Annotated in this window: 13 protein-coding genes and 1 other RNA gene; 11 read left to right on the top strand and 3 right to left on the bottom strand. The window is 69.2% G+C overall.

All coding sequences use genetic code 11. The annotated features are described in order from the left end of the window. Nucleotides 1-147: 147 nt before the first annotated feature. Nucleotides 148-1311, top strand: a complete 1164-nt coding sequence (locus tag CFRA_RS03165) for a S1 family peptidase (protein ID WP_075663429.1) — start codon at nt 148-150, stop codon at nt 1309-1311. A 10-nt stretch (nt 1312-1321) separates the two neighbouring features. Here the strand turns inward: CFRA_RS03165 and hisN are convergent, their stop codons facing one another. Together hisN and CFRA_RS03175 are read right to left on the bottom strand one after the other, a co-directional pair. Continuing rightward, nucleotides 1322-2113 (bottom strand): histidinol-phosphatase, encoded by a 792-nt coding sequence (gene hisN / locus CFRA_RS03170; protein WP_075663430.1) that lies wholly within the window; start codon nt 2111-2113, stop codon nt 1322-1324. Nucleotides 2114-2138: 25 nt separating this feature from the next. Beyond that, entirely contained in the window at nt 2139-2969 is an 831-nt protein-coding gene (locus CFRA_RS03175; RefSeq protein WP_415684516.1) for an inositol monophosphatase family protein, read from the bottom strand. A 164-nt stretch (nt 2970-3133) separates the two neighbouring features. Here CFRA_RS03175 and prfB point away from each other — a divergent pair, with 164 nt between their 5' ends. The 5 genes from prfB to CFRA_RS03200 all read left to right on the top strand — a co-directional run bounded on the left by prfB (nt 3134) and on the right by CFRA_RS03200 (nt 6928). Continuing rightward, nucleotides 3134-4246 carry a peptide chain release factor 2 gene (prfB, locus tag CFRA_RS03180; RefSeq protein WP_075663432.1) on the top strand — a complete coding sequence of 371 codons (1113 nt, stop codon included), beginning with the start codon at nt 3134-3136 and terminating at the stop codon, nt 4244-4246. A 92-nt stretch (nt 4247-4338) separates the two neighbouring features. Then, nucleotides 4339-5028, top strand: a complete 690-nt coding sequence (gene ftsE, locus CFRA_RS03185) for a cell division ATP-binding protein FtsE (protein ID WP_075663433.1) — start codon at nt 4339-4341, stop codon at nt 5026-5028. 33 nt (nt 5029-5061) lie between these two features. Next, complete coding sequence (gene ftsX, locus CFRA_RS03190; protein ID WP_075663434.1) at nt 5062-5964, top strand: permease-like cell division protein FtsX; 903 nt, start codon at nt 5062-5064, stop codon at nt 5962-5964. An 80-nt stretch (nt 5965-6044) separates the two neighbouring features. Continuing rightward, a complete protein-coding gene (smpB, locus tag CFRA_RS03195) occupies nt 6045-6542 on the top strand; it encodes an SsrA-binding protein SmpB (RefSeq protein WP_075663435.1) in 498 nt (165 codons plus the stop codon). After that, complete coding sequence (locus CFRA_RS03200) at nt 6539-6928, top strand: DUF488 domain-containing protein (protein WP_075663436.1); 390 nt, start codon at nt 6539-6541, stop codon at nt 6926-6928. The genes smpB and CFRA_RS03200 overlap by 4 nt, the downstream gene beginning before the upstream one ends. Here the strand turns inward: CFRA_RS03200 and CFRA_RS03205 are convergent. Continuing rightward, entirely contained in the window at nt 6925-8637 is a 1713-nt protein-coding gene (locus CFRA_RS03205; protein WP_083666799.1) for an AbgT family transporter, read from the bottom strand. The two genes, CFRA_RS03200 and CFRA_RS03205, sit on opposite strands and share 4 nt — an antisense overlap. A gap of 350 nt (nt 8638-8987) precedes the next feature. Here CFRA_RS03205 and ssrA point away from each other — a divergent pair. The 5 genes from ssrA (at nt 8988) to CFRA_RS03230 (ending at nt 13952) form a co-directional block, all read left to right on the top strand. Beyond that, nucleotides 8988-9362: a transfer-messenger RNA gene (ssrA, locus tag CFRA_RS03210) on the top strand. A 369-nt stretch (nt 9363-9731) separates the two neighbouring features. Then, nucleotides 9732-10751 carry a siderophore ABC transporter substrate-binding protein gene (locus tag CFRA_RS03215; protein WP_075663437.1) on the top strand — a complete coding sequence of 340 codons (1020 nt, stop codon included), beginning with the start codon at nt 9732-9734 and terminating at the stop codon, nt 10749-10751. Between the two features lie 240 nt (nt 10752-10991). Continuing rightward, on the top strand, nt 10992-12041 hold the full coding sequence (locus tag CFRA_RS03220) for an ABC transporter permease (protein ID WP_083666800.1): 1050 nt from the start codon (nt 10992-10994) through the stop codon (nt 12039-12041). After that, entirely contained in the window at nt 12034-13200 is a 1167-nt protein-coding gene (locus CFRA_RS03225; protein WP_083666801.1) for an iron chelate uptake ABC transporter family permease subunit, read from the top strand. Before CFRA_RS03220 ends, CFRA_RS03225 begins: the two co-directional genes overlap by 8 nt. Next, nucleotides 13197-13952, top strand: a complete 756-nt coding sequence (locus CFRA_RS03230) for an iron ABC transporter ATP-binding protein (protein WP_075663438.1) — start codon at nt 13197-13199, stop codon at nt 13950-13952. Before CFRA_RS03225 ends, CFRA_RS03230 begins: the two co-directional genes overlap by 4 nt. Nucleotides 13953-14295 lie beyond the last annotated feature (343 nt).

Consider the following 14295-nt stretch of genomic DNA (forward strand, 5'->3'; position numbering starts at 1 on the left):
GGCTGGGGGAGCGCCTGATAACGATCCGGCCACACCGGCGCCGCCGCGCGACCTACCGCACCGGAGCGTCACGCGGCGGTGGCACTATGAGGTCAGTCAGAAAAATTTCCGGGGCCACCCAGCCCCGTTTCAGCCAGGAGTGTGCCCATGCGTCCCGCCGTCCGTGCCCTGTCCGCCGCCACCGCGGCCCTGATCACCGTCGGGGGCCTGCTCCCCACCGCGCAGGCCGCGGAGCAGCCGGGCGCGGTCGAGCAGGCACGGACCGCCCTCGCCGAGCGCGGCGTTGCCACCGCGCCCCTGGACCCGGCCGTGGCGGCCGCGGTGGACGGTGCCGTCGCCGACGCGCAGGCCGCCGGCGAGCAGGCCACCGCCGGTTTTGACGCCGCCGCCTCCGATGCGCAGGCCGCCGGCGAGCAGGCACGCGGCGCGATTGACGACGCCGCGGCGGGCGCCGTGGCAGGTATCTCCGACGCCGCCGCGGACGCCGGTTTCCCCGGGGTGCCCGCCCCGGGCCTGGCCTACGAGCTGATCCCGGACCCGCACGGCGAGGGCCCGAACTACCACTGGTCCAACGACCCGGTCGACCAGGTGCTCGCCGGCAAGCTCCCCGGCTCCGGGCCGGTGCTGCACCGCGCGCCGGGCAGCTACTTCGACGCCGCCCCGGTCCCGCCGGAGGCCGTCGCCGCGGCGGAGCGCGGCCACGCGCTGATGGGCGCGGGCACCCCGATCTACGTCGGCGACGACTCGATGTGCACCCTGACGGCGGTGGGCACCGACGCGCAGGGCCGCAAGGTCGGCCTGACCGCCGGGCACTGCGGCGAGGTCGGCGAGCCCGTCTACTCCGCCGACGCGCGGGGCGTGGGCGCGGCCGGCACCGTGGTCGCCAAGGACCCCGAGTACGACTACGCCGTCGTCGAGCTCGGCTCGAACGCCGAGCTGACCGACAACTACGGCGGGGTCAAGGTCAACGGTGTCGGCGGCATGAGCGCGGGCCCGGGCACCCAGCTGTGCAAGCAGGGCGTGGCCACCGGCTACACCTGCGGGATGACCTGGTACGCCCAGCCCGGCTTCGCGATCACCCAGGTCTGCGCCGGCGCTGGCGACTCCGGCGCCCCGGTGCTCCAGGACGGCCGCGTGGTCGGCTCGGTGACCGGCGGGATGCTGCCCTTCTACGAGATCTCCTGCCGCACCCCGCTGCAGGGCCCGCTGTTCATGCCGACGCTGGTCAGCCCGATCGCCCCGGCCGTCGACTCGCTCAACCGCACCGACGCCTCGCGCCCCGGCGCCGGCTTCACCGCCTACCGCCGTTAGGGAACGGCGCCTAGCTAGCCGTGCCCAGGGCGTCGAGCGCGTCGCGGTGCAGCAGGCCGTTGGAGGCCAGCGCGTCGCCGCCGTGCGGACCGGCGGTGCCGTCGAGGGCGGTGAAGGTGCCGCCGGCCTCGGTGACCACGACGCTGAGCGCGGCGAGGTCCCACAGGGAGACCTCCGGCTCGGCGGCGAGGTCGACCGCGCCCTCGGCGACCAGGCAGTAGCTGAAGAAGTCGCCGTAGCCGCGCAGGCGCCAGACCTCGTCGGTCAGCGCGACGAACTTCTCGCGCAGGCCGCGCTCGTGCCAGCCGCTGAGCGAGGAGAATGAAAGAGAGGCGTCCGTCAGCGACTCGACGCCCGAGACCGCAAGGCGCTTCGGGGAGCCAGCGTTGACGCTGCGCCACGCGCCGGAGCCGGCCGAGGCGTACCAGCGGCGCACCAGCGCGGGGGCGGAGACGACGCCGACGACCGGCTCGCCGTCCTCGAGCAGCGCGATGAGCGTGGCCCACACGGGCACGCCGCGCACGTAGTTCTTCGTGCCGTCGATCGGGTCGATCACCCACTGGCGGCCGGTCATCTCCGGGGTGCCGCCGAACTCCTCGCCGAGCAGCGCGTCGGCCGGCCGCGCCTCGGTCAGCCGCTCGCGCAGCGCCTCCTCGCAGGCCAGGTCGGCGTCGGAGACCGGGGTCATGTCGGGCTTGGACTTCACCGACAGGTCCGCGGCCTCGAACCGCTCCAGGGTGATGCCGTCGGCCAGGTCCGCAAGCTCGAGGGCCAGGGCGAGATCGTCTGCGTAACTGCTCATGACTCCCGATTCTAGGTGCCCGGGGTCACCGCGCGCCGCGCAGCAGCTCCTCGATCTCATCGACGACGCGCCGGTTGCCCGCGACGGACCAGACCACGCCGCCGGCCTCGACCTGGCGGGCGGCCCCGCCCACGCCCTCGACGAGGGCCTTGCCCGGCAGCCAGTCCCAGGCCGGGACCGAGTGCTGTAGCCAGGCACCCACGCGACCCTCGGCCACCCCGGCCAGGTCCACGGAACCGGCGCCCAGCATCCGCAGGGTGGCCGGCGCACCGGCCACGGACAGCCAGACGTCGCGCACCGCGGCGTCGGCAAGCCAGGTCGGGTGGATGTAGGTCGCCAGGCTCAGCTCGGCGAGCGGGCGCTCCTCGAGGCGCGCCAGCGGCTTTCCGTCGCGCACGGGGGCGGTGTCCGGGCCACCGAACCAGGTGTAGCCCATCGCCGGGCGGTGCACTGCACCGAGGATGAGGCGCTCGGGCTCGTCGGCCGGTCCCTCGACCAGGGCGAGCGCGGAGCAGTAGTAGTCCGATCCGGAGGTGAAGTTGTAGGTGCCGTCGACCGGGTCGATCACCCAGGTCCGCCCGCTGGTGCCCGTGCGGCTGGCGCCCTCCTCGCCGAGCACGCCGTCTTCGGGGCGCAGCTTCGCCAGTACGCCGGAGACCAGGCGCTCGGCGGCCCGGTCGGCGTCGGTGACCACGTCGGAGACCGAGGTCTTTCGCTCGGTGGTCACGCCCTGCTCGCGCATGCGCCAGGCCAGGCGTCCCGCATTGAAGACCAGGGTCTGGGCCAGGCGCCCGTCGGAGTCGCCGTCGTGGGCGACGGCGAAGGTCGAGACCAGGGCGTCGACCATCTCGGACATGGAGTGCGCGGGGGAGCCGGCCTGGCCGGCGCCGTTGTCGGAGGGGGTTTCGTGCGAGCTCGTCGGGGACGTGGAAGTCATGCCAGTCATTGTGCCGTCGCGCGTGCCGCCTGTACACCGGGCGGGGGAGGGCCGGTGGGCGCCCGGGCGCTAAGATCGTCGCCATGCGACCGGATACCTCACAAGCCCTGCAGGACCTCGAGTCCCGCATGACCACCATCGAGAAGGTCATGGACCCCGAGGAGCTGTCCTCCCGGGAACGCGAGCTCGAGGCCCAGGCCGCCGACCCGAGCCTGTGGGACGACCCGGACCACGCCCAGCAGGTCACCTCGGAGCTCTCGAGCGTGCAGGCCAAGTTGCGCCGGCTGCGCGAGCTGCGCTCCCGGTTGGAGGACCTGCCGGTGATGTACGAGCTCGCCGAGGAGGAGGGCGAGGGCACCGAGCCGGCCGACGAGGAGCTGGCCCAGGTCGCCGACGCCGTCGACTCCCTCGAGGTCAAGACGATGCTGTCGGGCCAGTACGACGAGCGCGAGGCCCTGATCAACATCCGCTCCGGCGCCGGCGGCGTCGACGCGGCGGACTGGGCCGAGATGCTGATGCGCATGTACACCCGCTGGGCGGAGTCGCACGGCCACAAGGTCGACGTCTATGACATCTCCTACGCGGAGGAGGCCGGCATCAAGTCGACGACCTTCGTCATCCACGGCGAGTACATGTACGGTCACCTCTCCGTCGAGCAGGGCGCGCACCGCCTGGTGCGCATCAGCCCCTTCGACAACCAGGGCCGCCGCCAGACCTCCTTCGCCGAGGTCGAGGTGCTGCCCGTCGTCGAGCAGACCGACCACATCGACGTGCCGGACTCCGAGGTCCGCGTGGACGTCTACCGCTCCTCGGGCCCGGGCGGCCAGTCGGTCAACACCACCGACTCGGCGGTGCGCCTGACCCACATCCCGACCGGCCTGGTGGTCAGCTGCCAGAACGAGAAGTCGCAGATCCAGAACAAGGCCTCCGCCATGCGCGTGCTGCAGGCCAAGCTGCTCGAGCGCAAGCGTCAGGAGGAGCGCGCCGAGCTCGACGCCCTGGGCGCCGGCGGCAACGCCTCCTGGGGCAACCAGATGCGCTCCTACGTGTTGCACCCGTACCAGATGGTCAAGGACCTGCGCACCAACTACGAGGTCGGCGACCCGCAGAAGGTGCTCGACGGCGACATCGACGGCTTCCTGGACGCCGGCATCCGCTGGCGCATGGCCGAGCAGCAGGCCGCCGACGAGAACTGATGACGTTGCAACATATGTAACAACTGTTAACTCACGTATATTCTGGGCACTGCTGTCACATCTGTGAGGCGTGTTCGCTAGAGTCGGTCGTTGTGATCACGTTCGACAACGTCACCAAGGTGTACCCGACCTCGACGCGCCCCGCCCTCAACAACGTCTCCATCGAGATCGACAAGGGCGAGTTCGTCTTCCTCATCGGACCGTCCGGCTCGGGCAAGTCGACCTTCCTGCAGCTGATGATCCGCGAGGAGAACGTCAGCTCCGGCGACATCTACCTGGGCGACTTCCACGTCAACAAGCTGCGCGGCAAGCAGGTCAACCAGCTGCGCCGCCGCATCGGCTACGTCTTCCAGGACTTCCGCCTGCTGCCCAAGCTCAACGTCTACGACAACGTGAAGTTCGCGCTCGAGGTCATCGGGACCCGCCGCGAACGGATCGACAAGGCGGTCCCGGAGATTCTCGAGATGGTCGGCCTGGCCGCCAAGTCGACCCGCATGCCCGGCGAGCTCTCCGGCGGTGAGCAGCAGCGCGTCGCCATCGCCAGGGCCTTCGTCAACCGCCCCCTGGTGCTGCTGGCCGACGAGCCGACGGGCAACCTCGACCCGGAGACCTCCGACGAGATCCTGACCCTGCTCTCGCAGATCAACCGCACCGGCACCACCGTCGTCATGTCCACCCACAACGCCCGCGCGGTCAACGACATGCGCCGCCGCGTCATCGAGCTGCACCTCGGCGACCTGGTGCGCGACGACGAGCACGGCGTCTACGGCACGGTCAACTGACCGGCCCGGCTGAGAACTAAGGAGCATCCAGACGTGAAATTCGGATACGTCCTGCGCGAGGCCGTCAAGGGCCTGGGCCGCAACGTCACCATGACCGTCGCCCTGATCATCACCACGGCGATCTCGCTGGCCCTGCTGGCCACCGGCTTCCTGGTCACCGGCATGACCTCCGACACCAAGGAGATCTACCTCGACCGCGTCGAGGTCATGGTCCAGTTCGACGACGAGATCTCTGGGCAGGACACCGACTGCTCGAGCGAGGCCTGCCGTGCGGTCTTCGAGGAGCTCGAGGGCGCCGACGGCGTCGACGAGGTGACCTTCCGCTCGCGCGAGCAGTCCTATCAGCGCTTCGTCGAGGTCTTCGGCGAGTCCGACCCGCGGCTGGTGGAGGAGACCTCCCCGGACGCGCTGCCGGCCGCCGTGCACGTGCGCCTGGCCGATCCGCTGGACACCACCCCGCTCGACCCGGTCCGCGACATGGACCACGTCGCCGAGGTCGTCGACCAGGTCGACGACCTGCGCGGGGCCACCGACAACCTCGACGCCGTGCGCAACGCGACCTTCCTGCTGGCCGCGATCCAGGCCGTCGCGGCGATCTTCCTGATCGCCAACATGGTCCAGATCGCCGCCTACAACCGCCGCGACGAGATGTCCATCATGCGCATGGTCGGCGCCTCGCGCTGGTACACCCAGGCGCCCTTCGTCCTCGAGGCCGTCTTCGCCACGATCATCGGCGCGGCCCTGGCCACCGGCGGGTTGCTGCTGGGCAAGGGCCTGGTCATCGACAAGGCGCTGCGCGGCCTCTACGAGGCCCAGCTGATCGCCCCGGTGACCACGGCCGACATCTGGCTGGTCATGCCGGTCGTCGCCGTCGTCGGCATCCTCTTCGCCGCACTGACCGCGCAGGTCACGCTGCGCGCCTACGTGCGCAAGTAGCGGAGGGTGCGGCGCACGCGGCATCGGAAATCGGGCGCGGGGTCCACCCCGCGCCCGTTCGCGTAGACTGGGACGCCGTTATGGGCAATAAAAAGAAGAAGTCGTCGAAGGCCGGCCCCGGGGTCATCGCGACCAACCGGCGCGCCCGCCACGACTACAACATCCTCGAGACGTACGAGGCCGGCGTGCAGCTCGTCGGCACCGAGATCAAGTCGCTGCGCGAGGGCAAGGCCTCCCTGGTGGAGGCCTTCGCCACCGTCGACGACGGCCAGGTGTGGCTGCGCCAGCTGCACATCCCCGAGTACTCCATGGGCTCCTGGACCAACCACTCGCCGCGGCGCACCCGCAAGCTGCTGCTGCACCGCCGCGAGATCGACTCGATCGAGGGTAAGGTCCGCGACGGGCGCCGCACGCTGGTACCGCTGCGGCTCTACCTGAAGAACGGCCTGGTCAAGGTCGAGCTCGGCCTGGCCGAAGGCAAACAGGACTACGACAAGCGCCAGGCGATCCGCCGGCGCACCGAGGAGCGCGAGATCACGCGCGAGCTCGGCCGCAAGGTGAAGGGAATGACGGCATGACGGTTCATGTGGTGAAGGTCCACGACCTGCTCGACGGCTCGGCCGAGGCGCCGGGCACCACGGTCCTGGTCGACCGGATCTGGCCGCGCGGGGTGGCCAAGGAGGACCTCGGCCACGACGAGTGGCTCAAGGCCGCCGCGCCCTCGAAGGGGCTGCGCACCTGGTTCGACCACGACCCGGAGAAGTTCGAGGAGTTCACCCGCCGCTACCGTGCCGAGCTCGACGCGGCGTGCACGGACACCGAGACGCAGGACGACGCCCGCAAAGACGTGGCGAAGCTGCTGAAGCTGGCCGGTTCCGGCGACGTGAGCCTGCTGTACGCGGCCCACGACCGCGAGCACAACCACGCGGTCGTGCTCGCGGACTGGATCCGCGACCACGCCTAGCCGGCCGGGTACTCCATCGGGGTGCCGGGGCCGAGCGGCAGGCCGGTGTAGTACCAGGCCAGGAAGAACAGGAACCAGCCGACCATCATGGTGATCGCGTAGGGCAGTGAGAGGCTCATCAGGGTGCCCAGGCCGGCCTTGCGGTAGTACTTCTGCAGGAACATCAGGGCCAGGGCGAAGTAGGGGCTCATCGGGGTGATGATGTTCGCCGGGGAATCGCCGATGCGGTAGAGCATCTGGGTGACCTCGGGGGCGATGCCGACGAGCATGAACATCGGCACCACCACCGGCGCCATGAGCGCCCACTGCGCCGAGCCGGAGGTGATCAGCAGGTTGATGCCCGCGACCAGGAGCACGAACAGCGCGAAGAGCAGCGGCTTGGGCATGTCGATGGCCGTCAGGGCCTCGGAGCCCTTGATGGCGGTCCACTGACCGAGGTTCGACCACTCGAAGTAGGCCAGGAACTGCGAGACCGCGAAGAAGAGCACCATCATCGGCACCAGGGTCTCCAGGCCCTTGGCCATGAAGCGCGGCACGTCGCCGCCGGAGGTGATCGAGCGGGTCACCAGCCCGTAGACGAGGCCGGCCGCGAAGAACATCACGCCGATCACGGCGCCGATGTCGGCGATCAGCACCGAGTCCATCGCGGAGTTGTCCGCGCCGAGGAACGGCGAGCCGGGGATGAACAGCAGCGCGAAGTAGGCCGCGAGCATCGCCAGGATGAACAGGCCGGTGACCTTCAGCCCGCGGATCTCCTCGGCGGCCAGCTTGAGGCCCTCGTCGTCCGGGGTGTCGATGTGCTCCGGGGTGGTGAAGCTGGCGGCGTCGTCGTCGACGTGGTCGTGGTTGACCAGGTCGCGCGCCTTGTCGTTGATGAACAGCTCGGTCACGGCGGTGATCAGGAGCGCGAGCACGATCGCCGAGGGGATGACGAAGAAGTAGTTCGCCAGCGGGGAGACCTTGTAGGCCTCGTCGACGAAGCTCGCCGCCGAGGTCGAGATGCCGGCCAGCAGCAGGTCGGTGATGTTCAGCAGCAGCGAGGCGTTGAATCCGCCCGAGGAGGAGGCGAAGGCGACCATCGCGCCGACGATGGGGGAGCGGCCCACGGCGCTGAAGGCGGCCGCGCCCAGCGGGATCATGATCACGTAGACCGCGTCGGAGGCGATCGAGCCGGTCACCGCGGTCAGCGCGACGACGAAGGTGAGCACCATCGGGTGGCGCACCCGGCCGACGGCCCCGCGCATGGCGGCGCCGAGCAGGCCGGAGTGCTCGGCGACGGCGATGCCGAGCATCACGATGAGGATGACGCCCAGCGGCGGGAAGGTGATGAAGTTCTCCACGGCCTCCGAGACCATCTTCTGCAGCCCCTCCGCGGAGAGCAGGTTGGTCACCTCGACGGTCTCGCCGTCGGAGGGGTTCTCGGCGCGCATGCCGATCTTGTGGCCGATCCACGAGCTGACCAGCACGACCGCGGAGAGGATGACGAAGAGCCAGAACGGGTCGGGCAGCTTGTTGCCCACGCGCTCGACCAGTCCGAGGAAGCCGCCGGGGCGGTGCTCGTCGTCCTCGTGGTGTTCCTCGCCTGCGGCGCGGCGTTCCTCGTCGCGCTCGATCTCCGCGGCGTCCTTCAGCTCGCCGTCCTTCAGCTCGCCGTCCTTCAGGTCGGCGTCGCCGCGGCGGCCGTTCTTGTCTACGGGGTGTGCCGGCATGGGCGCTCCTCACGGTGGGCACGGCGGGCGCCGTCCCCGGGTCGGGGTCAGTCGTCTCAGGTCGGTGATGGACACCTCGGGCGGACATCCCCGGGGTGGCGTCGGAGGCACCGCCGCGCGGGTGTGTCGGCAGCCACAATATCGCCCGACGGGTGCGCGCGGGGGAAAAGGGGTCGAAACCCCAGGCGGCGGCCATCCGTGCGGGGGTGGGGTGCGATTGCCGACGTCCCGTCGGGTCCGCGTGCGCCGTCCCCGTGCGGCCGGGCGGTGCTTGCGGTCGGCGGCCGGGTGGGCGTACAGTTGAATCTCCTGTGGAAGGTGGCACACCTCCCGTCCACAGGCTTCGATGAGGGGCTGATTATTGGTTTCGACTTCGTCGATTGAGCCAGGGGAAGCGTGCCGGTGCAGGCTGGAGACCACCGTAAGCGTCGCAGCAACCTGATAAGCGCCGAGAACACTCAGCGCGACTACGCCCTCGCTGCCTAAAGCGAGCGCGTGTCTGTCAGCCCGGATACGTCCCTGATCCGGAGTCTGGCATCGACTAAGGGACTTGCCGCCGGGTCGCGTCAGCGGGGCCCGGCGGGACTTCCACCGCTGACTGGGCCCGTCATCCGGACGTGTTCGCCTGATCCGGAGGGCCGAGCAGAGACTCCGCGCGAACTGCGCACGGAGAAGCCCTGGCGAGGTGGCGAAGGACCCGGGTTCGAGTCCCGGCAGCTCCACCGCGGAAGCCCCCGGCCGTTTCGGCCGGGGGCTTCGTTCATGTCCGCGAGCCCGTCGGCGCATCCGCTGCGCCGCACGGCGGGTGGCGGCGCACCGCACCCGTGGTGAACTCCCGACTCGATTCGAGTTAACGCGAAGTAAAGATATTCGGACAGGGGGTAGGGGTCGGGGGTGGTGATCTGATCACTGACACTGTGGCTGACCGGGATTTTTGGAGGTTACCGTCAAGTAGTTGGGGTTAGCCTGGCCAAAGTTGCACAGCTCGGTTATCGTCTCCGGACAGAAGGTTACCGTAGCCTTAGCTACGGCAGATTGCCCTTCCGGCCTGCGCTTTCCGGCAGGCCCGAGAACCACCTCAGGAAGAGAGACAGATGGCCAAGATCCGCCACACCCTGACCGCCCTCGTCGCCGGCGCCGCGCTCGTGCTGACCGGCTGCTCCAGCGACGGTGAGGGCTCCGGCTCCTCCACCTCCGCCGCCGCGGACGGCTCCGCCACCGAGAGCACCGCCGCCGAGTCGGTGACCGTGGAGGACAACGAGGGTGAGAAGACCATCGAGAAGCCGATCGAGAGCGTCGCCGTCCTGGACAACCGCTCCTTCGAGATCCTCGACCAGTGGGACGTGCCGATCACCGTCGCCGCCCGCAAGCTGGTGCCGTCCACCCTTCCGGACCTGAAGAACGACGAGAGCATCCTCGACGTCGGAAACCACAAGGAGCCCGACCTGGAGCAGATCGTCGCGGGTGACCCGCAGCTGATCGTCTCCGGCCAGCGCTTCCAGAAGTACGACGAGCAGATCGAGCAGATGAACCCCCAGGCCACCCTGGTCGAGTTCGAGCCGCGCGAGGACAAGCCGCTCGACGAGGAGCTGACCCGCCACGTCGAGAACCTGGGCAAGATCTTCGACAAGGAGGACGAGGCCCAGAAGCTGGTCGACGACTTCAACAAGGCGCTGCAGCGCGCCAAGGACGCCTACGACGGCGAGTCCACCGTCATGGCCGTCAACGTCTCCGGCGGCGACATCGGATACGTCGCCCCGCACGTCGGCCGCACCTACGGCCCGCTGTTCGACCTGATCGGCTTCAAGCCGGCCCTGCAGATCGAGCACGCCTCCTCCGACCACAAGGGCGACGACATCTCCGTCGAGGCCATCGCCGACTCGAACCCGGACTTCATGCTGGTGCTCGACCGCGACGCCGCGATCAGCTCCGGTGAGGGCTCCAAGCCCGCCAAGACCGTGATCGAGGAGTCCACCCCGCTCGAGGGTGTGACCGCCGTCAAGGACGGGCACGTCTACTACGCCCCGGAGGACACCTACACCAACGAGAACATCATCACCTACACCGAGATCCTGAACGGCATCGCCGATCAGCTCGAGGCCGCGCAGAAGTAGCACGGCCGGCGCCCGGGCACCGCACCGGGCGTGACGGGTGACGACGGGCCGCACCGCCTCCGGGCGGGGCGGCCCGCACTCATGTCCAGGGCAACCATGCGCCGGGCGGCAATTAACGGCATACGCTGCAGCTTCGCGACGTCGGCAAGCCTAAGCTAGGCTGCATGGGAGACCAGAGGACGCCCGGCCTCCGGCGCGTCCCCGCACATCTTTCGCCGAGAGGCGGATGGGAGACACTTCTTGAGTACCGCAACCGCGCGCCAGGCCGGCCGACCCGGCCGACCCGCCGGGACGGACGAGCCCGGCGACACGCGCCGACGCGAACGGGCCGGAAAACGTCGCGGGCGCCACGGCTGGGCGCTGCTCATCGGCGTCCTGCTCGTCGCCGCGCTGCTGGCGGCGTCGCTGTTCACCGGAGTCTACGACATCATCCACGCCGAGGACGGCTGGGAGATGTTCGGCAAGACCCGCGTGCCGCGCACCATCGCGCTCGTGCTCGCCGGCGCCGCCATGGCGATGTCCGGCCTGGTCATGCAGCTGCTGACGCAGAACCGCTTCGTCGAGCCGACGACCACCGGCACCACCGAGTGGGCGGGCCTGGGCCTGCTGCTGACGATGTTCCTCATCCCCGGCGCCACGGTGTTCACCCGCATGGTCGGCGCGGTGATCTTCGCGTTCATCGGCACGATGGTCTTCTTCCTCTTCCTGCGTCGGGTCTCGCTGCGCTCCTCGCTGGTGGTGCCGATCATCGGCATCATGCTGGGCGCCGTGGTCAGCTCGATCTCGACGTTCTTCGCGCTGCAGACCGACATGCTGCAGTCGTTGACGATCTGGTTCGCCGGCAACTTCACCTCGGTCTTCGAGGGCCAGTGGGAGGTGCTCTGGGTCGTGCTCGTGGTGCTGGCGATCGTGTGGGTCTTCGCCGACCGGCTCACCGTCGCCGGCCTCGGCGAGGACATCGCCACCAACGTCGGCCTGAACTACAACCAGATCATGATCCTGGGCACCGGCCTGATCGCCGTGGCCAGCGGCGTGGTCACCGTGGTCATCGGCCAGCTGCCGTTCCTCGGCCTGATCGTGCCGAACATCGTCTCGCTCTTCCGCGGCGACGACCTGCGCAGCAACCTGCCGTGGGTCGTCCTCGTCGGCGTGGCCGTGGTCACCGTCTGCGACCTCTTCGCGCGCACCGTCATCGCGCCCTTCGAGGTGCCGGTCTCGGTGGTGCTCGGCATCGTCGGCGCCGTGGTCTTCGTTGCACTGATCCTCAGGGGGCGCAAGCGCAATGGCTGACACGATTTCCGACGCCCGCGTGCACGCCACGCAGGCGACCGACCTCACCGAGGGCGCGGACGGCGCCGCCGGCGCCGCCACGCGGGTCGACCGCGAGGCGCTCGACGGCCGCGGAAGGCGCCGTCGGGGGAGGGGACTGGGCCGCGGTCGCGGACGCTCCCGGCGCTCGGGCTCCTTCGCGGACGCGAAGTCGCGGCGCAAGTACTGGATCATCCTCGCCGTGGCCGTGGTGCTCGCGGTGGTCTTCACCGCCGGGCTGCTCGCCTACGGCAACCCGATCCCCTTCGGGGACCCCCGGTTCTGGCTGATCGCCAAGAGGCGCGCGGACTCCGTGATCGCGATGGCGCTGGTGGCGCTCGCCCAGGCGGTGGCCACCGTCGCCTTCCAGACGGTGACGAGCAACCGCATCATCACGCCGTCGATCATGGGCTTCGAGTCGCTCTACAAGCTCATCCACACCAGCACCGTCTTCTTCTTCGGTGCGGCGGGGCTCACGGCCGGCTACACGACGGGCAACTTCATCCTGCAGCTGGTGATCATGGTCGGCATGTCGCTGCTGCTCTACAGCTGGCTGCTCACCGGCGACCGCGGCAACATCCACGTGATGCTGCTGGTCGGCATCGTCATCGGCGGCGGCCTCGGCTCGCTGGCGACCTTCATGCAGCGCCTGCTGACACCGAGTGAGTTCGACGTGCTCACCGCGCGGCTCTTCGGCTCCGTCAACAACGCGGACCCGGACTACTACCCGGTGGCCGTCCCGCTCGTGCTCATCGCGACGGCGCTGATGATGCTCAACGCGCGCACCCTCAACGTCGTCGCGCTGGGCAAGGCCCAGGCGACCAACATCGGCGTGCACCACAAGGCCAACACGGTCTACGTGCTCATCCTGGTCTCGGTGCTCATGGCCGTCTCCACGGCGCTGGTCGGGCCGATGACCTTCCTCGGCTTTCTGGTGGCCACGTTGGCCTACCAGTTCGCCGACACCTACGACCACCGCTACATCATCCCCATGGCCGCCCTGATCGGGTACGTGGTGCTCACCGGCGCCTACTTCCTGATGAACCACGTCTTCTACGCGCAGGGTGTGGTCTCCATCGTCATCGAGCTCGTCGGCGGCACGATGTTCCTGTTCGTCATTCTCCGGAAGGGGCGCCTGTGATCAAGCTCAGCCACGTTCGCAAGAACTACAACGACGAGGTCAACGTCGGACCGGTCGACCTGGAGATCCCCGACGGCGGGATCACGGCGCTGGTCGGGCCGAACGGCGCGGGCAAGTCGACGCTGCTGACCATGATCGGCCGGTTGCTCGACATGGACGAGGGCTCCATCGAGGTCGCCCACTTCGACGTGGCCAAGACCAAGTCGAAGGACCTGGCCAAGATCATCTCGGTGCTGCGCCAGGAGAACCACTTCATCACGAAGCTCACGGTGCGTCAGCTGGTCGGGTTCGGCCGCTTCCCGTACTCGCACGGCCGGCTGACGGCCGAGGACGAGGAGATCATCGACCGCTACCTCGACTTCCTCAACCTCACCGAGCTGGAGGACCGCTACCTCGAGCAGCTTTCCGGTGGCCAGCGCCAGCGCGCCTACGTGGCGATGGTGCTGTGTCAGGAGACCGACTACGTGCTCCTCGACGAGCCGCTGAACAACCTCGACATCGCCCACTCCGTGCAGATGATGAAGCACCTGCACCGCGCGGCCCGGGAGTTCGGGCGCACGATCATCGTCGTGCTGCACGACATCAACTTCGCCGCGCGCTACGCGGACTACGTGTGCGCCGTCAAGGACGGGGCGATCGTGGAGTTCGGTCCGGTGGCCGAGGTCATGGAATCCGAGAAGCTCTCGGAGATCTTCGGCACCGACATCGAGGTCATCGACGGACCGTGGGGTCTGCTGGCCTGCTACCACTAGGTGCCGGGAGTCGGGGGGCGACGTCAGGTCGGGGGCTCTCGCCTCCGGGGCATCCTTCCCGGGGCACCGGAAAGATTCGACCACCGGTGTGGGTCGCGAAAAAGGGCGCCCAAAAATACGCGGTGTGCAGGCGATTTGTCAGCGTGCGGGGGAACGCGTAACTTATCTCCTCGTCGCCGAGAGAGGCACTGGCTGTCGGGCCGAGAACCGGCCTTGTACAGGGTCTGTAGACGGTGGCAGGTACCGCGGGTTAACGCGGGGTTGACGCAAGTCGGCCTGGGTGTTAACCTCGGTGGAACCAAGCTTCCGGGGGTCATCGCCGTTTTTGGTGGTGGTCCTGGTG

The sequence above is a fragment of the Corynebacterium frankenforstense DSM 45800 genome (assembly GCF_001941485.1).
Lineage (GTDB): Bacteria > Actinomycetota > Actinomycetes > Mycobacteriales > Mycobacteriaceae > Corynebacterium > Corynebacterium frankenforstense.

Coding starts and splice junctions, on each gene's coding strand:
- CFRA_RS03165 (WP_075663429.1), top strand. CDS start 148: ATGCGTCCCGCCGTCCGTGCCCTGTCCGCCGCCACCGCGGCCCTGATC.
- hisN (WP_075663430.1), bottom strand. CDS start 2,113: ATGAGCAGTTACGCAGACGATCTCGCCCTGGCCCTCGAGCTTGCGGAC.
- CFRA_RS03175 (WP_415684516.1), bottom strand. CDS start 2,969: ATGTCCGAGATGGTCGACGCCCTGGTCTCGACCTTCGCCGTCGCCCAC.
- prfB (WP_075663432.1), top strand. CDS start 3,134: ATGCGACCGGATACCTCACAAGCCCTGCAGGACCTCGAGTCCCGCATG.
- smpB (WP_075663435.1), top strand. CDS start 6,045: ATGGGCAATAAAAAGAAGAAGTCGTCGAAGGCCGGCCCCGGGGTCATC.
- CFRA_RS03200 (WP_075663436.1), top strand. CDS start 6,539: ATGACGGTTCATGTGGTGAAGGTCCACGACCTGCTCGACGGCTCGGCC.
- CFRA_RS03205 (WP_083666799.1), bottom strand. CDS start 8,637: ATGCCGGCACACCCCGTAGACAAGAACGGCCGCCGCGGCGACGCCGAC.
- CFRA_RS03215 (WP_075663437.1), top strand. CDS start 9,732: ATGGCCAAGATCCGCCACACCCTGACCGCCCTCGTCGCCGGCGCCGCG.
- CFRA_RS03225 (WP_083666801.1), top strand. CDS start 12,034: ATGGCTGACACGATTTCCGACGCCCGCGTGCACGCCACGCAGGCGACC.